Origin of the sequence: uncultured Imperialibacter sp. (assembly GCF_963974565.1) — a bacterium.
Lineage (GTDB): Bacteria > Bacteroidota > Bacteroidia > Cytophagales > Cyclobacteriaceae > Imperialibacter > Imperialibacter roseus.
This window is the reverse complement of sequence record NZ_CAXBCJ010000024.1, coordinates 72415-88398: the sequence shown is the minus strand read 5'-3', so window position 1 is coordinate 88398 and position 15984 is coordinate 72415. Positions and strand designations below refer to the sequence as shown.

The 15984-nt window shown below is 46.3% G+C and carries 23 protein-coding genes; 7 read left to right on the top strand and 16 right to left on the bottom strand.

Annotated elements, in window-relative coordinates:
* Positions 1–132 precede the first annotated feature (132 nt).
* The gene (locus tag AAC052_RS24545; RefSeq protein WP_317489643.1) at positions 133–660 is read left to right on the top strand and encodes a DinB family protein; all 528 of its coding nucleotides are present in this window, start codon (positions 133–135) and stop codon (positions 658–660) included.
* An 82-nt stretch (positions 661–742) separates the two neighbouring features.
* Here the strand turns inward: AAC052_RS24545 and AAC052_RS24540 are convergent, their stop codons facing one another.
* Complete coding sequence (locus AAC052_RS24540; protein ID WP_339815856.1) at positions 743–1093, bottom strand: hypothetical protein; 351 nt, start codon at positions 1091–1093, stop codon at positions 743–745.
* A gap of 299 nt (positions 1094–1392) precedes the next feature.
* On the opposite strand from AAC052_RS24540, the gene AAC052_RS24535 reads away from it, so the two are divergent.
* Genes AAC052_RS24535 through AAC052_RS24520 form a run of 4 tightly spaced genes read left to right on the top strand, consistent with a single transcriptional unit; the run spans position 1393 to position 4195 of the window.
* Positions 1393–2019, top strand: coding sequence for an ATP-binding cassette domain-containing protein (locus AAC052_RS24535; RefSeq protein WP_317489645.1), 627 nt, complete (start codon positions 1393–1395; stop codon positions 2017–2019).
* An 8-nt stretch (positions 2020–2027) separates the two neighbouring features.
* Positions 2028–3278, top strand: a complete 1251-nt coding sequence (locus AAC052_RS24530) for an FtsX-like permease family protein (RefSeq protein ID WP_339815855.1) — start codon at positions 2028–2030, stop codon at positions 3276–3278.
* Between the two features lie 3 nt (positions 3279–3281).
* Entirely contained in the window at positions 3282–3743 is a 462-nt protein-coding gene (locus tag AAC052_RS24525) for a hypothetical protein (protein WP_317489647.1), read from the top strand.
* Positions 3744–3775: 32 nt separating this feature from the next.
* The gene (locus AAC052_RS24520; protein WP_339815854.1) at positions 3776–4195 is read left to right on the top strand and encodes a hypothetical protein; all 420 of its coding nucleotides are present in this window, start codon (positions 3776–3778) and stop codon (positions 4193–4195) included.
* A 113-nt stretch (positions 4196–4308) separates the two neighbouring features.
* Here AAC052_RS24520 and AAC052_RS24515 read toward each other — a convergent pair whose 3' ends face one another.
* The 4 genes from AAC052_RS24515 to AAC052_RS24500 form a co-directional block, all read right to left on the bottom strand.
* The gene (locus tag AAC052_RS24515; RefSeq protein ID WP_339815853.1) at positions 4309–4797 is read right to left on the bottom strand and encodes a cytochrome c; all 489 of its coding nucleotides are present in this window, start codon (positions 4795–4797) and stop codon (positions 4309–4311) included.
* On the bottom strand, positions 4794–5447 hold the full coding sequence (locus tag AAC052_RS24510) for an SCO family protein (protein WP_317489650.1): 654 nt from the start codon (positions 5445–5447) through the stop codon (positions 4794–4796). Before AAC052_RS24510 ends, AAC052_RS24515 begins: the two co-directional genes overlap by 4 nt.
* A 2-nt stretch (positions 5448–5449) precedes the next feature.
* A complete protein-coding gene (locus tag AAC052_RS24505; protein ID WP_317489651.1) occupies positions 5450–6001 on the bottom strand; it encodes a CopD family protein in 552 nt (183 codons plus the stop codon).
* Positions 6002–6132: 131 nt separating this feature from the next.
* Complete coding sequence (locus AAC052_RS24500) at positions 6133–6927, bottom strand: MOSC N-terminal beta barrel domain-containing protein (protein WP_339815852.1); 795 nt, start codon at positions 6925–6927, stop codon at positions 6133–6135.
* 80 nt (positions 6928–7007) lie between these two features.
* Here AAC052_RS24500 and AAC052_RS24495 point away from each other — a divergent pair, with 80 nt between their 5' ends.
* Positions 7008–7688 carry a Crp/Fnr family transcriptional regulator gene (locus AAC052_RS24495; protein ID WP_317489653.1) on the top strand — a complete coding sequence of 227 codons (681 nt, stop codon included), beginning with the start codon at positions 7008–7010 and terminating at the stop codon, positions 7686–7688.
* Positions 7689–7719: 31 nt separating this feature from the next.
* On the opposite strand, the gene AAC052_RS24490 is transcribed toward AAC052_RS24495, so the two are convergent.
* The 9 genes from AAC052_RS24490 to AAC052_RS24450 all read right to left on the bottom strand — a co-directional run bounded on the left by AAC052_RS24490 (position 7720) and on the right by AAC052_RS24450 (position 14609).
* Positions 7720–8427: a DUF3784 domain-containing protein gene (locus AAC052_RS24490; RefSeq protein WP_339815851.1), complete on the bottom strand. Its 708-nt coding sequence runs from the start codon at positions 8425–8427 to the stop codon at positions 7720–7722.
* Between the two features lie 25 nt (positions 8428–8452).
* Positions 8453–9328: a hypothetical protein gene (locus AAC052_RS24485; protein WP_317489655.1), complete on the bottom strand. Its 876-nt coding sequence runs from the start codon at positions 9326–9328 to the stop codon at positions 8453–8455.
* Positions 9325–9927 (bottom strand): TIGR04282 family arsenosugar biosynthesis glycosyltransferase, encoded by a 603-nt coding sequence (locus AAC052_RS24480; RefSeq protein WP_339815850.1) that lies wholly within the window; start codon positions 9925–9927, stop codon positions 9325–9327. Before AAC052_RS24480 ends, AAC052_RS24485 begins: the two co-directional genes overlap by 4 nt.
* Positions 9920–10426, bottom strand: coding sequence for a rhodanese-like domain-containing protein (locus AAC052_RS24475; protein ID WP_339815849.1), 507 nt, complete (start codon positions 10424–10426; stop codon positions 9920–9922). The genes AAC052_RS24480 and AAC052_RS24475 overlap by 8 nt, the downstream gene beginning before the upstream one ends.
* Complete coding sequence (locus tag AAC052_RS24470) at positions 10423–11754, bottom strand: hypothetical protein (RefSeq protein ID WP_339815847.1); 1332 nt, start codon at positions 11752–11754, stop codon at positions 10423–10425. The genes AAC052_RS24475 and AAC052_RS24470 overlap by 4 nt, the downstream gene beginning before the upstream one ends.
* A complete protein-coding gene (locus AAC052_RS24465; protein ID WP_339815846.1) occupies positions 11729–13201 on the bottom strand; it encodes a glycosyltransferase in 1473 nt (490 codons plus the stop codon). Before AAC052_RS24465 ends, AAC052_RS24470 begins: the two co-directional genes overlap by 26 nt.
* Positions 13198–13893: a glycosyltransferase family 2 protein gene (locus tag AAC052_RS24460; protein ID WP_339815844.1), complete on the bottom strand. Its 696-nt coding sequence runs from the start codon at positions 13891–13893 to the stop codon at positions 13198–13200. Before AAC052_RS24460 ends, AAC052_RS24465 begins: the two co-directional genes overlap by 4 nt.
* 73 nt (positions 13894–13966) lie before the next feature.
* Positions 13967–14317: a HepT-like ribonuclease domain-containing protein gene (locus AAC052_RS24455; protein ID WP_317489661.1), complete on the bottom strand. Its 351-nt coding sequence runs from the start codon at positions 14315–14317 to the stop codon at positions 13967–13969.
* Positions 14286–14609: a nucleotidyltransferase domain-containing protein gene (locus AAC052_RS24450; RefSeq protein WP_339815843.1), complete on the bottom strand. Its 324-nt coding sequence runs from the start codon at positions 14607–14609 to the stop codon at positions 14286–14288. Before AAC052_RS24450 ends, AAC052_RS24455 begins: the two co-directional genes overlap by 32 nt.
* Before the next feature lie 63 nt (positions 14610–14672).
* Between AAC052_RS24450 and AAC052_RS24445 the strand changes: the two genes are divergently transcribed.
* Positions 14673–14825, top strand: a complete 153-nt coding sequence (locus AAC052_RS24445; protein WP_339815842.1) for a hypothetical protein — start codon at positions 14673–14675, stop codon at positions 14823–14825.
* A 110-nt stretch (positions 14826–14935) separates the two neighbouring features.
* Here the strand turns inward: AAC052_RS24445 and AAC052_RS24440 are convergent, their stop codons facing one another.
* Positions 14936–15358 carry a DUF1801 domain-containing protein gene (locus AAC052_RS24440; RefSeq protein ID WP_317489664.1) on the bottom strand — a complete coding sequence of 141 codons (423 nt, stop codon included), beginning with the start codon at positions 15356–15358 and terminating at the stop codon, positions 14936–14938.
* A gap of 68 nt (positions 15359–15426) precedes the next feature.
* Positions 15427–15975 (bottom strand): dihydrofolate reductase family protein, encoded by a 549-nt coding sequence (locus AAC052_RS24435; RefSeq protein ID WP_339815841.1) that lies wholly within the window; start codon positions 15973–15975, stop codon positions 15427–15429.
* Positions 15976–15984 lie beyond the last annotated feature (9 nt).

Here is a 15984-nt window from a genome sequence, read left to right as displayed (position 1 = left end):
TTATGAGTAAATGACCCGTTTTTTTTTACGGTTACTCAAAACTCCTACGAATGCAGTCTTTTGGGTTCCGGATTTAAATTGCGTCAAAAAGGGACTATCCCGAACTCAGCAGCGAATGACCACCCGTTTTTTATGAAGAAGGAAAAGCTAAAGAAGCAATTTGAGGTATTGCAACAGAAAAGGAAGCAGCTAATTGAAATAGTTGCGTCGGCAGATGCGGGCTTGTTGAACCGATCACCTGCGGAAGGAAAGTGGAGCATACTGCAAATTCTTTATCATGTGAGGGCGTCTGAGGCAGGAACGCTGCGCTACATTGAAAAAAAATTATCGTTTTCGCCGGATGGGCTTGCAAGCTCCTCATTTCTCTCGGGTGCAAAGTTATTGCTGCTCGAAATTACTTTGAGGTCACCCCTAAAGTTCAAAGCCCCTAAAGGACTAGATGTTTTTCCTGAGAAGTTGGCGCTGGAAGAAATCAATGCAGACTGGGATCAATCCGATAAAGGCTTCCTTCAACTTATTGATCGTCTCGACGAACGTCAGCTTGGCTGGCAGCTTTTCAAGCATCCCATTATTGGACGACTCGATATGCAGCAAACGATCAAATTTATGATCAGTCATTTTGACCACCACGCACGTCAAATAAAGCGATTAACGAGCTGATTTTCTTTCAGATAAAAAGTCGTTGAGAAAAAAACCGACCATTGGTAAAACCATTCCTATGAATGCGAATAAGATTGTCATTTTATACCTCCTGAGTTTTAAGTTGTGTTTTGATGCTTTTTATGAGCTGAAATATTTCCGTTTCAAGAGAGCTAAGTTGATGATCCAGCTCCCACTGACCCTGGCTGGCAAGCTCTGAGATTGTCGATATTTTCTTTGAAGCTGCCTCATCGCTTAGTAGTTCAAGCAGAGTTTTTGATTTGTGTTTGATGAAGTTCAACCAATACATATTTTTTGTTTCTACTCCTTCTCTGATGCAAGACAAATAGTTTGCCAATTCTTGCGTGCTTTGATCAATAAATGTGTTGATGAATGATTCATCATCTTTTCCAAGCTCCAGTACCTGACTAAAATTGTTTGTGTTCATTTCCATAACTTTCAGGTTCAAAGGTATTATGAGAAGGGTGATTGAACTGTGAATAATTTCTTCATTACTTACACGGCTGATAACATCTTGACTAATTAGTTATTCCATTAATTCTTTAATAAAAGCCTTAAAAACCGGCTTTTTGTTGAGAGCGAAGAGTGAGAGTTTTGCCGGAAAGGTGAGAGAAAGTTTCAAATTGCTGGTAAAAGCTACTTCAACAACCACTCAGCACATTCTCTGCGAACTTCGTAGAGCATCGTTTCAGGCTAACATATTAACCTCTATTTTTGACTCGAATTAGTTTTATGATAAGCGTACAAAGCGTTATTTACACCTATGGGCCAGACAAGCACCTTGCATTTCCTGACTGGGAAGTTGAGCAGGGGAAGCATAGCCTGATTTTGGGCGGGTCGGGTTGTGGTAAAACGACTTTGCTTCACTTACTGGCCGGGCTTCGAACGCCAACAGGCGGTATTGTGAAGACAGCAGGTCAGGTGCTTTCTGAACTCGGAGGCCATAGAATGGATGTATTCAGAGGCAAGCATATTGGACTTATTTTCCAAAAGCCTCACTTGCTGAGCGTATTAACAGTTGAAGACAATTTGCTGCTTGCTCAGTATATGGCCGAGCTCCCTCAGAACAAAAAAAGGATACGGGATGTGCTTGACGTTCTTAACCTGTCTGATAGAAGAAATGCCAAGGTTTATGAGCTAAGTCAGGGTGAGGCCCAGCGAATAGCGATAGCAAGGGCTGTACTTAATAAGCCAAAAGTGATTCTGGCGGATGAACCGACTGCCAGTTTGGATGACGACAACAGCGAAAAGGTTTTGAATATCCTTGAAGAGCAGGCAAATGTGTATAATGCTACACTCGTTATCGCCACGCATGATCAAAGGGTGAAGAGTCGATTCCCGCACCAACTCAAGCTTTAAATAGAGATATGAACCTTTTTGTTTTAAGCTGGAAGTACATAAAAGGCAAGCCGCTGAGTACAGCACTCAATGTGCTATTGCTGTCGTTCGGAATAGGCATTATTGTCGTTTTGCTTCTTGTAAGTCAGCAGGTGCAGGAAAAGCTCTCGGAAAATGCCAGCGGAATTGATCTTGTGGTGGGGGCTAAAGGCAGCCCTCTTCAAATAATACTCGGAAGCATCTACCATATTGACTACCCAACGGGGAACATACCTCTCAATGAAGCAGCCAAACTGGCCAGGAACAGGTTGGTAAAAAACGTGATTCCACTAGCGCTGGGGGATAGCTACAAATCTTTAAGAATTGTGGGCTCGACCAGGGGATTTGCTGAGCTGTACGGCTTGGCCCTTGATGATGGAGTACTCTGGGCGGACGACTGCGAAGTAACACTCGGGGCAGCTGCCGCACAAACGTTGAGCCTTGCCGTTGGCGACACCTTTTTTGGAGAACACGGCATGGCTGATGGGGGTGAGGCGCATGACGCTCATGCCTATAAGGTGGTGGGAATACTACAACCCACGGGCAAGGTGGTGGACAACCTTATTTTAACAAGTATTCCAAGTGTATGGCTGATGCATGGCCATGATGAAGCAGAGGACGGGCACGAGAACTTGCCGGATACGGCGGCGATGGAAGTTTTGGGCATACCAGTCACACCAGAGCAGCTCGAAGAAAAAGAGGTAACCTCATTGCTGGTGCAGTATCGGGGCCCGATGGCGGCGGTTCAGCTTCCCCGCATGGTGAATACCCAAAGCAGCATGCAGGCTGCTTCACCGGCCTTTGAAACGGCCCGGCTTTTCTCATTGATTGGCATAGGGGTCGATGTGGTGCAGGGCTTTGCCTACCTGATCATAGCAATGGCTGGGTTAAGCATTTTTATAGCACTGTACAACTCGTTGAAGGAAAGACAGTACGATCTGGCCATCATGCGGTCTTTGGGGGCATCCAGGCTCAGGCTTTTCGTCCACATTGTTATGGAGGGCGTTATCATCACGTTGCTGGGAGCCGGGGTTGGGTTTTTGCTTGGCCATGGCGTAGTAGAACTGCTGGCCAGGTTCATTTTAAAAGGGTCATCCACAGGCATCACCGGCCTTGTATTTTTGCCTTCCGAACTTTACATATTATATATAAGTTTACTTCTGGGAGTGATAGCTTCTCTTATTCCGGCTATCAATGCCTATAAGACTGACATTTCTGAAGTACTTGCAAAAGGAGCATAAATTATGAAGAGAGTATTGATCGCAGTGGCTTTTCTTATCGTTGGCATGTCGTATTTGTCGCATGCGCAGGACAACAATAAATCGCTGGCTACAGCCAACTGGAATACCCTGGCTAAGGTAACTTACAAGGTAGGTAAAGACGAATATGGAGAGCTGAGCATTCCGGTGTTTGGTGATGAGATTCAAAAACTTGCCGGCAAGGAAATTGAGCTTCCAGGTTATATCATCCCTTTCGATGGGATGTTTAAGCCGGATCATATCATTTTGTCGTCGCTGCCTGTTGCTGCGTGCTTTTTCTGCGGCAGCGGTGGCCCTGAATCGGTGATTGAAATTTATCTTAAGGAGCCAATTAAGTACACTGCCAACGGAATAAAGGTGAGAGGCAAACTTGAGCTGAATGAAACGGATTACAACCAGCTGATGTATATTCTGAAGGATGCTGTGATGGTAGGGCCGGCGAACTGATGCAAACGAAGAGAGTTAAATAACCAATGGCTATGAAAATGAAAAAGGTGGTGTTTCTTCTTTTCATGGTGTCAACGGCCACTGCGTGCTCCAATGAACAAAAGGAGCAGAAGGATGCCTTGATGGCTGAAGTGATGGCGGCACACGACGAGGTAATGCCTAAGATGGGAGAGCTGAGAAAAACGGCGAAGGACTTACAAGCAAAGGCAGACTCGTTGAGTACTTTGACTGAGCAGGATTTTTCGACCGAAATAAGTACTTTGAGACAGACTGCTAAATCAATAGAAGATGCCAATGAAGGTATGATGGAGTGGATGAGGCAGTTTGAAATGCCTGACAATGAGGCGCCGATTGCGGAGGTCTTGGTCTATCTGAAGGATCAAAAGGAAAAAGTGGACACCGTAAGAGACAAAATGCTAAAGTCGCTGGAGGAGGGGAAGGCGCTGCAGTAGATTGGAGTGGCCAGTCTTCGCTGTGAGACTTGTGACGAAGGCAATTGATTAGCCCGTCTATCAACCACCAAGCAGGTGAAAAAATAGAGGCTGCCACCGGCAGCCTCCTCTGTTTATTTGGTTTCGCAATCTTTTAAAAACGCCGCTACGTCATTCACGTCAATCAGGCCTTTTTTGTTGCCCCAGGAGTTGGACACATAGGTCAGTATTTCCGCTATCTCCAGGTCTTTCAGGCTGAGCATGGGCATGACACCGTCGTACTCCACGCCGTTTACCGTAATTTTACCGCTTTGGCCATTTTTAATGATGCAGGCGGCTTTTTTGGCATCGGCCATCAGAAAGTCGGAGCCAGCCAGGGGTGGGATGAGGGCAGCAAGTCCCTGGCCTTCAGTTTGATGGCAAGCAGAGCAGTTTTGCTTATATAGTTGTGCCCCCTCGCTCATGTACTGACGTAGTCTGATGCTCGTTCTCTCATCGAGCCCCTCGTAGATATCGTCCGATTTTGCTTCTTGCTTTTTGTCGCCTGAAGAACAGCTTGTCATTGAAATGCTGGCAGCCATGAACGAAACCAGTGCCAATGCTAAAATTCTCTTTCTACTCATGATTTTTCTTTGTTGTATTCTTTAAGTAAAATTTTCATGTCTTCCATCAGTGTGTTGACGTCTTCTTCTACCGTGCCATCATATACACCTCTTATGCGACGGTTTTTGTCGACCAAAAGAAAAGCACCACTATGGATATATCCACCAGGTGCGCCAGGGTCTTCACCCGCCACCACCATGTAGCTCGTTTCTCCCAGGTCATAAATAGCATCTTTGTCGCCCGTAACGAAGTGCCACTTATCGCTTTTCACACCCAGTCGTTCAGCAAAATCATGCAATACGGCCACGGTGTCATGCTCCGGGTCAATGGAGTAGCTTAGCAGGCCAACTTCAGGATTGTTTTCAAACGTTTCATAAATGCGGATCATTTGTGTTTTCATGATCGGGCAAATGGTAGGGCAGCTTGTGAAAAAGAAGTCGGCCACATAGATTTTGTCGTTGTAGGTTTCGTTGGTTACCCAGGTGCTATCCTGATCAAGAAACCTGAAATCGGCAATGGTGTGGTAGATAGTGTCGGCTTTTGCGACACCATCAGTTTCTACCGTCGTTACTTCTCTTCGGCCAAGGATAGGTAGTTTTTTTTCGCCTCCGAAATTGGTGCAGGCACTAAGGCTTGCTACCGCTATCACCGAGAATATCAGTTTTTTCATTTTCAATCCTTTGAATTAGTTTTCTCTCTCCACTTTTTATAGCTCCTGATGGCCAGCATAAGTGCCCCTGTAAAAGCGATCAAACCGGCCATGCCCCATGCCAGGCTTACAATGTTTTTGAGCACCACAAGGAAAACAGTGGCTACGAGAAGAATGGTGGCCACTTCATTGAAAATGCGGAGGTAGTAGCCGGAGTCTTTATAGACATCCTTCTGCAGGTTCCTGAATTTTACATGACAAACCCACTGATAAACATAAAGAAAGAACACAAACACCAGTTTGGCGATCATCCATGGCTGGGCGGCCAGCGCCCACCCCAGGGAGTTGAGCACAAGCGGGCCGAATATCAGCGTTAAAATGGCTGATGGCCAGGTAATGCCAAACCAAAGCAGCTTCGAAATGCGCTTGTATTCTTTGGTGAGAATGCTGCGCTCAGGCTGAGGTTTTTCCTGGGTTTCGGTTTGATAGATAAACAAGCGAACCATATAAAACAGGCCTGCAAACCAGGTGACAATAAAGATGATATGAAGCGCCTTGAGATACAGATAAGACATGCTTGTCCTTTTGCCTCAAAAATAGTGGCTGAAAGGCGAATGTCCTTGCTTTGGTCGGAATAAAAGCGTGTATTTCTTACTCCGGGGAAATCAAAAGAAAAGGCCAATTGAGGTACCGGTGTGGCAAGTGTTTACAAAAGTGTTACCACGTCCCCCACTTTCACCAGTCCCTGTTTTTCCACGACGGCATTCATGCCAAAAAGCACCTTGTGCTCGTATTTTCTGAATGTTGCCAGCGTTTTTGTGGGCTCTTTGCCCATTTTGCCGGTTTCCTGATCGATAGTGGGCACCTGACATCTGGCGCAGCGCTTCAGGCAATGGAAAATGGCATCTCCGGCGGAGAGTTTCCTCCATGTGTCTTCTTCAAACGATTTTGAATTTGCCACTACAATATTGGGACGAAACCTGTTCATAGGAATTGGCTGATCAAGCTTGTTGTTCAGGTCTTTCAACGAGGCGTCGGATATGAAAAGATAGGGATAGCCATCGGCAAAGCTCACCATGGAATTGGCTCCGTATTTTTTTTCCACTTCTCTTTTCTTGCTTTCGTGCTGAAAGCAGAACCATACTTTTTCGCCGAGTACGTCGGAAAACCAGTCGTTGAAGTTTTTTCCCACGATCCGTGCTTCCACTTCATCGTCCCAAATAGTTACTTTCTCTTTGCTTCCGGAATAATGTTCGCTATTGAGCGGTACCATAATGGAGCTATCCTCGTAGGTGATGACCAGCGATTCTCCAATGATCGCCGTATGAATAAGGGCCAGCATTGGCGTTTCCCTTTGCGAAATGAATTTGCCTGTTGTGTCGGTCAGCATCCAGCGCCTGTCATACCTGAAGCCTTTTTCAAGCGCCTCCGCCTCTTTTACGCTTATCCCCTTCAATCCCTTCACAGGGTAAATATTCAATTCGCTAATCTGCAACGCCATGGGCAATGAACTTTTTAGATGGTAAATATGGTTCCTTTTGCTGAAATTGCTTTTGTTTCAACCTTGATTTCCTGCCAATTATGAGTGAACGCACCAGTTTATGGTATTTTGAGGAGGTAGATCTTTACAACGTGCTCTGCCCTCACAAAGTACCGGACATGAAAGAGCGACACACGTTCAATCATTTCCAGAAGGATCAGTTCATTTATTTTCCCAACGAACCATCGAGTCATATTTACCTTATCGCCGAAGGGCGGGTTAAAATAGGTTCCTATACCGAGGACGGAAAAGAAATCCTGAAGGCCATTCTTGGTGCCGGGGAAATTTTTGGCGAGCTATCGATTGCAGGCGAAGAGCGGCGGACAGACTTTGCGCAGGCGCTGGATCCTAACACGACGGTTTGCCCGATGACCATCGACGATATGCAGGAGTTGATGAAGGAGAACCAGGCCTTAAGTTTGCGAATTTTTAAGTTGATGGGCCTTCGCCTCAAGAGGGTGGAGCGCAAACTGGAATCGTTGGTATTTAAGGACGCCCGCAGCAGGGTGATTGATTTCATCAGAGAAATGGCAGAAGAAAGAGGGCAGAAGGTTGGCTACGAAATGCTGATCAAGACAAAATTTACCCACAAGGACATTGCCAGCCTCACAGGCACCAGTCGGCAGACGGTGACGACCATCCTAAACGACCTTAAAGCGCAGAACATCATTAACTTTGATCGCAGGAGGATACTGGTCAGGGATATGGCGAAGTTGAAGTAAGAGAATTCATTCGGGAGAACTGCGAAACTTGCTACATGCCTTTATTGAGCTTATCGAACAGATTCCTCGTGGCATCGCCGGAAGCTTGGTTTAAAACAATCGTTTCTTTTCCACCGTCATGGATCAAAATAAACGGCCCTTCTGTTGATTGCAAAAAAAGGAGGCACTCACCCATTCCCTGCACTTGAAAGTGCCCCTTGTACACTTCTCCCATATGAAAACCGTTGGTTTTAAGTTCGATCTTTCCAATTGCATCATTCAGGTTTGCATTTTCAATGGTGACTGTTGTTCCAAACAAACCTGATATCTGTAGCTGATTACCATCAATAGCAAACTCTGGGGGCTGGATGGAGAGATGTAAAAAGAAAAAAGTACCAAAAGTGAAGATGACGACAAATGCTGCGATAGAAAGTAGCTTGGTAGGGGAGGTCTTGTTGTGGTCGAATCGTTGTGCTTGAATGAGTGTAAATGGTAGTATGCACATGATTGAGACAATTGGCCATGAATCGGCTACATTCTTCCACCCCAGCCATAGAAAAAGGTAAGCACCAACGACAAGGACTAGTCCCATGGTGATGAAATGATTACGTATCATCGAGGAGAGCCCGTCAACGTCTACATTTTTTCTCTTGTCTTCCGGCATGGTGTTGTAGCCTGCAATGAGCATAGGATAGGATTTAACAAGAAATCCCGTGCCGATAAGAAATGTGCCAATGATCAAATGAACCAGCTGTCCCATCTACTAAAAATAGCGATTTTTTTTCTTACCTCTCCCAGTATTTGCTCCTCTTATAATCCTTCAACCGAAGCTTACGGCCATCCCAGGCGACCATTTCCACGAGGATGTTTGGATAGGTTTGGGTGAAGATGTATTGGTTAATTTTTTCTTCGTCCAGCTGTACCGTCACTCGCCAGGTATCTTGCTGTGGCAATCCACCGGGTAGTGAATCGATGGCTTCAAGTGGCGCCACACTAAACTCCGCATCGTACACCCGGGGCATGTCGGCCCGGCTGTTGATTTGTGTGGCATACACCGGCATGCGGAACCATAGCTTGTCTTTGAATTTCAGGGTTCGCAGGGTGTAAGGCAGCTGATCTTCCCAAAGCGGGGTAGCATCCAGCATTTTGGTGTCGTCTCCCTGCCCGTCCCAGTAGCTGTGGTAGGTGTACTCCAGCTGACTGCCTTTTTCCTTCAGCATCTTGAAGGTGTTGCCGCACCATTCCTGGCTGGAGTTGGTGAATTTATGGATTTGCACCGGGTTGTTTCTGTGAAAGAAGATGCTTGTAAGAAAGTGGTAGGGATAATTGTCTGTAGGGATGTCAGCAAACTGGTTCACCTTCATTACTTCATAGAGGTCGGTTCTTTCGTAGTCATCTGTTTTTACGCCGAACTCAATATTGAAGTCCTCTTTTACCAGGATATAGACATAATCAAAATAGCGGGGTTTGTTGTAGATGGTCCGGGCGGCATTGTAAATGGCCACTTCAGCCTGCCCATCATCCCAAAGATCGTTTTTTGCCCAACTTGTGTCGAAATACTCATTGAGCCCCCGATCGTCAGGTGAGTCAAATACTTGATCGCAGGCTGTTGCCAATAGCAGAACGACTAAAGCAAAAAGGAATGGGTTGTAGGTCTTCATTCTATTATTAGTGTTTTGAGCCTCCCCAAATCATCGATGGTGTCCACATCGCTCAGAGGCGGGAGCTTGTGGAAGTCTTTGTTCTGGCTTTCAATATAGTCAGTTGTCTTTTTGTACACCGAGCTGGTGCTCCACTCAATGCCCTTGAAGATACCGCTGTCAAAAGTTTTCATTCCCAGCAAGTAGTAACCTCCATCACGGGCAGGGCCAATAATGAAATCACGAAAAGCAAGACACTCAAAACCCTTTTCGATATAGGGGGCTTCCAGTTCCAGACAATCGCTGCCAATGATGGCTGCCCTTTCATAGCCAAGCCCGACCACTTCTTCGAATGCATTGGACATGCGCTCGCCAAGGTCATCGCCCTTTTGCTGTTTCAATATGTATCCGGCGTTAGAGAAAATATCGTTTTCGGGAATGAAGCTGGAGTAGAAAACGTATTTGTCTTGCACGAGATCAGCGGTGATGTCTTTAGTGTGCTGTAACAGCTCAAGATAAACCTCAAGCGCTTTTTCATCACCAATGTCTTTGGCCAGGCGGGTCTTTACCTTGCCCAGCTCGGCATTTTTCACAAAAATAATGAGAGCTTCTTTAGTCATATACTTTTATCCCTTCCTTCAGCCATACTGACCAAAGCTTGTTGTAGCAATGCACACTGTCGGTTGCCTGGTTTTTCGAATTGACCACTGTGTACCCTTCGTTTTTCCATTCAAAAATACCGCCGTACAGGTTTTCTACATCGGTATAGCCCAGGGCTTTCAGCTTTTCTCCAATTTTTTCGCTTCGATAGCCGACGGAGCAGTACACCACAATTGGCTGGTCTTTGGCAATGTCTTTGACCATTTCAGGCTTGAACGTTTCGTAGTCTACCCATTTGGCGCCAGAAAGATGGCTAATATCAAACTCAGCTTTGGCTCTTGTGTCAAGTAAGATTGGCTTTTTTGCCTGTTGGATACTTGCCAGCGAATCAGCCGAGATGGTAGGCACCGACTTGCTGTAAAGCGTAGAAAGGAGCACGTCGTAAGCACTTTGCGCTTGCGTAAACTGCGGCAAGGCAATGGCGAAAACGAGCAAGAGTAATTTTCCTGGTGTTGTCATCTCTTTAATAAGCTTATTGCCTCCTGTTTTGTTCTCTGGGGTAACACCACTTCCCACACAAAAACTCCAATAACCAACAAATATTCTGTGATGATGGCCCACCAGGGAATTTCGTAGCCAGTCGCTGTGTAACCAATATATGTCCATAGAATGGCATAAGACCACACAATGGGGAATTTATAGCCTGAGAACACGGACAGGGCTACCAATGGCACCACATACCATGGATGAACCGTGGTGGCCGCCATGTAGTAGATGAAAAAAACAATGCTGAGCGCCTGGAACGGGCTCCGGCCGTTTGGCCAGTTGACCCAGCTGACGACTAGTATGAGTATGCCACCGGAAACAGCCAATTGTGGCCCGAGGGTGGCGATGATATTATACCCTTTCCACCAAAAACCTATTTCCCTGAGCAGGTAGTAAAAAGATGCGTTGAATTCGAACTTCCGAAAATACAGATCGAGGCTTTCTCCCTGCCCGCTTAGCCAGGCAAGGTCGATCAGTGGCAGAAAGAAGAGCAGAGAACCTAGCAGAGTGACCAGCACCACCTTCCACCAGTTTTTCTTGTCGCCTGCGAACATCAGTGCGGGGCCAGCGATGACGGGAGTTAGTTTGGTGGCAATAGCGGCCGCTAGTGCAAATGGGCCTGCAAGCAATTTCTTATCGGCAATTAACACGACAGATAGAATGAGAAACAGCGCCATCATCCCTTCAAAGTGAAGGTTGCCAGACACTTCCATGATGACCAGCGGATTAAGGGCGTAAACGGCCAACAAAGAGGAGGGCTTGCCACTTTTCTTTAGATAGTGGGCGATAAAAAACAGAAACACGATCTCTGTTGCTATGAGTAAAAGCCGCATCGGGACGATAGCGCTGAGCAAAGAACCATTATAAGTGAGTGTGCTCAGCCAAAATACCAGTTGATGGAATGGCGGGTACACTGTGAAGTATTCTTTTGAATTGAGCCCATCGTAGAGCTCGGCCGTCAGTGTGGGAATAGCATTACCCGCTTCCATGTAAAATGATGGCGGGTGGCTGAATGGATGGATGCCCTGATGCCACAGCAAGCCATCCCATATGAATCGGTAGAAGTCATCAGAAAGCGCCGGGAGGGCGAATAGGAAAATCAGGCGGAACAGGACGGCAAGGCCAAGAATCCATTTCAATTCAGCTTTTTGTAAAGCCAGGAAGGCGAGAAAAAGTAAAGCGAATGAGCCCTGAAGAATCCAGGCGTCTGTTCTTTGAAGCTTGTAGGCAAGCAAAAAATAGATCAAGCAGGAGAGCGCTCCCGCAACGGCCCATTTAAGCTTTGGAGGCGAGAAACCCATAAGGTTTAATTGAGAGTAGGAAGATGCCTCCGAAGCCTATGGTAAGCATGAGATGGAAAAATATCAGCCCAAAGTCGGACAGGTAGAAGGCCGACCAAAGGCCAAAGGCAAAGTAAACGGAAAGAAGGCCTTCGAGCACAATCGCCGGTGTTAGCTTCCATTTGATGTACTTGTTGGTTTTCCAGGATATTTTGTCTTTGAGAACGTTGAATTTGGGTGTGCGCAAAAATGGCGTCTTAATGCCGAGCCAGCCTTCAAGCACCGCAATGGCATTGTGTAGTGACATGCCCATCGAGAAGGTGATGAACATGGGGAAGTGAATAAGAAAGTATTTTAGCGGCTTTTTGGGAAATGAAGAGCCGCTGGCAACCCAGTAGAAATAGCTAACAAAGAGAAAACCTAATACAAATACACTGGCCGCATTGAACAGTGCGCTGTATGTCGGCAAATGGTTCATTGTGTAGAGCAGGGGTAGGCTGAGTAGTGAGGCCGTGAAAAGGAAAAAGAAAAGCGAGCTGTTGAGCAAATGCTGGACGGCGTGAAGCTTGTTTTTCAGCGGCAAGGTCGATGTGAGCACAGCCCCCAGGTTTTTTCTGGCTGTTTCGGCGGCGCCTTTGTTCCAGCGGTACTGTTGTGATTTTACTGCCGGCATAAGGATGGGCAGCTCTGCGGGAGACTCAACATTTTCAAGGAACGTGAAATGCCAGCCTTTCAGCTGAGCTCTGTAGCTAAGGTCGAGGTCTTCGGTGAGGGTGTCTGCTGTCCATCCGCCGCCGTCTACAATGCACTTCTTTCGCCAGACACCGCCCGTGCCGTTGAAGTTAATGAAGCTACCCGATGCACTACGGCCTGTTTGCTCTACTGAAAAATGGGCGTCGAGGCCGAAGGCTTGTAGTTTGGTCAGCCACGAGTAGTTGCGATTGAGGTGACCCCAGCGGGTTTGCACCATGCCCACTTTTGGGGTGGTAAAGTGGGGTAATGTTTCCTTCAGGAATTGAGGGTCTGGCAGGAAGTCGGCATCGAAAATAGCAATAAACTCAGCACGGGCCTGTTCAAGCCCATTCTGCAAGGCTCCCGCTTTGAAACCTGTTCTTTCTTGCCGACGCAGCGCTTTAATGTCGAAGCCCATCTTTTTGTATTCTTCAACCAGGTTGTCTACAACAACGCAAGTCTCATCATCACTGTCGTCAAGCACCTGAATTTCCAGTTTGTCTTTTGGGTAGTCGAGCAGGCATACTTGTCTGATCAGTCTTTCCACCACGTACAGCTCGTTATAAATAGGCAGCTGTACGGTCACCAGCGGGAACTCTGTAAGTGGAGCAATTTTCGCTGGCGTTAACTTCTTGTTTTTTCGGTAGCGAATAGCCAGGTGCAGCTGTCCCAGGCTGAACAGAAAGATCAGCGACAAGGAGAGTCCGTACCCAATTATTACCAGCCAGTCGATCATAAGTACCTGAAGATTGTCCAAAGTATTTTGTAGCCTGCGCCGAAGGTGCCTTTCACCGTGCCCGACACTTTGGAAACACCAATGCGCTGCCGATAGTTTACCGGCACTTCGGTGGTTTGCATTCCCAATTTAGCCGCTTTTAGCTGCATTTCTACAGTCCAGCCATAGGTTTTGTCCTGCATGTTAATGCGCAGCAGGCTTTCATATTTCACAGCCCTGAAAGGCCCAAGGTCAGTAAACTGCACTCCGTAAAACCAGCGGAGGAGGGTGGTGGCTAACCAGTTGCCAAATATTTGCTGTGGTGTCATGGAGCCCTTTTCTTTTTTGCCAAGAGCCCTGGAGCCGATCACGAGATCGGCTTTGCCGTCTATAATCGGTTGTACCAGCTCGTACATTTCTTCAGGATAATCGGAGTGGTCTCCATCGAGAAACACCACGATATCTGGCAGGTCGTCGACCTGGCCGGCGATGTGCTGCATACCGCAAAGGCAGGCGTTGCCATAGCCTCTTTTTTCTTCTCTGAGCGCCGTTGCTCCTCTCGACTGTGCCTGAGCAAAGGTGTTGTCAGTCGAACCATTGTCGATGACGATGATTTCGGATACCAGTTCTTTGGGGATCTCGTCAATCACCATACCTACGGCGTTCTGCTCATTGAAGGCAGGGATGATGACTTTGATGTTGGGTTGGCGCACTTACGGTTGATTTACATGCAAAAATAGGGAATGCATTGGATTAGGAGGTCGGGGGTGGGACAAAAGGTTAGCATTAGCCCATATCCGCATCTTTTATCAGGCGGTTGATTTCGGACTTTAGCAAGGGGAGGTGTTTGGTCAGAATAGCCCAAATGTTTTCATCAGAAATATTATCGTAGGAATGAATGATTTGATTTCTCAACCCGACGATTCTGATAGCATTTGTGATCGGGAATTCTGGTTCTTTGTCAAGAATCCTTCGAACGGCTTCGCCGATAATTTCCAGATTTCTCTCGACGCCTCTCTTCAAAAGAAGATTTCTTTGGTAGCTGACAAAGTCATGTGCTTGCCCGTCGAAATAGCTTTCAATTTCATTGATGGAGCCATCAATGTCATATAGCCACTTCAGTACCTTTTCGTCCATAAACCAGCGCCTTGGTTCTATTGATAGATTTAATTAGAATAGGATTCCGAAGGGTTTGGACTTCTAAAAGATCCACTTTTCTGTTGAGTAGAGATTCCAAAGATTCTTTCAGGTTCATATAGTTGTCGAAATAGTCGGCCAAATTCACATCACCAAACTTCACCAGAAAATCGACATCACTGTCAGCATCAAAAGAGTCTGACAGTATGGAACCAAAGGCGAACAGCTCAATTACCTTATGCTTTTTGCATAGGGTCGATATTTCGTTAATATGATCCTTGATGATTTTCATCCGTCGTATGTAAATATAACAAATATTTTTCTCTCATAATTTAGTCCAGTAATGACTCCCGATATGCAGCACGTATTTCCAGGCGTAGAAATAACTCTATTGATAGTTGCTTGCCAGCCCCACATCATTGAAACCACTCTTGGCCCCGGATGGGCCAGCACATCCATCAACGTTGTTAGATTTCACACCAATTCGATTGTCAGTGAAGAGCACTGACAATTTGCGGTTTAGTATGATTCTTCTGGTGAGGCGGCGCTGGTAAAGAGGCTCAAAAGAAGAAGGCGCAATGCCTGCTGAGGAAGTGAGCTTGGTGGAGTGACTCCACGCTAGCTATTGTACTTCTTATTCATATAATCCACCGACTCTTTGACCAGTGTTTTAAGAATACCAAGATCCACGTCTGTCAATTTGTTAATATAGAGACAAGACTTCCCGGTTTTGTACTTTCCGAGCTTCTGCATCAGCTCTTCGTACCGGCCGAAGCCTGGCATGATATAGAGCGTAAGGCTCGTTTTTCTTGGCGAAAAGCCGGTTATCATCCAATCACCTTCCTGTCCGCTGGCATATTTGTAGCGATAGGTGCCAAAACCAACTATAGATGAGCCCCACATCTTTGGTTTTTCGCCAGTCACCTCCTTCATCAGCTTCAGCACCTCAAAGGCGTCATTTCGTTTTTTCTCATCCTCCACTTTGTCGAGAAAGCCTTCCACGCTTACATCGTTGACTTTTGTTTTTAGTTCGTAGGCCATAGTGATGTATTTTGACTCAGGAATTAAGAAAAATCTACTTTAAATGCAAGGGACTACAGCCCAAAGCACTACACCTTTTTGTTTTCCTTTTTATCGTACCATAGCTGCACCAGCCCCGAGGGGAAAGTCAGGCTTTTTTTGAAGGTCAGGTTTTGCTCTGGGCGGCCGTCTTTAAACAATCTAATGCCGCTACCCAGCAAATGAGGAATGACTGAAACGATTACTCTGTCAATCAGAGAATATTTGAAAAGCTCAAACACCAGGTCGCCACCACCATCGCAGTAGATGTTCTTGCCCTTTTCCTTTTTGAGTTTCTTAATAAGAGCCGGCAAGTCATTAAAGTACTCAACGTTTTCATCCCTGCCTGTTCTGCTATTGGAGAGCACCCACACTTTTTTGTCTTTGTGGTGAAACTCTCCTCCAAATGACAACACTTTGTCGTAGGTCTTCCTGCCCCAAATGACCGTGTCGATGCCAGCGGTGAATTCCGCATAGCCATAGTCTTCGCCAGGCACCTGTACTTGTGACAGAAAATCAATATTGTCGTCTTCTTTAGCGATATAGCCATCGAGACTCATAGCGATGTAGAGATTTACTCCCCTGTTAGTAGTCACCATTTATCAATT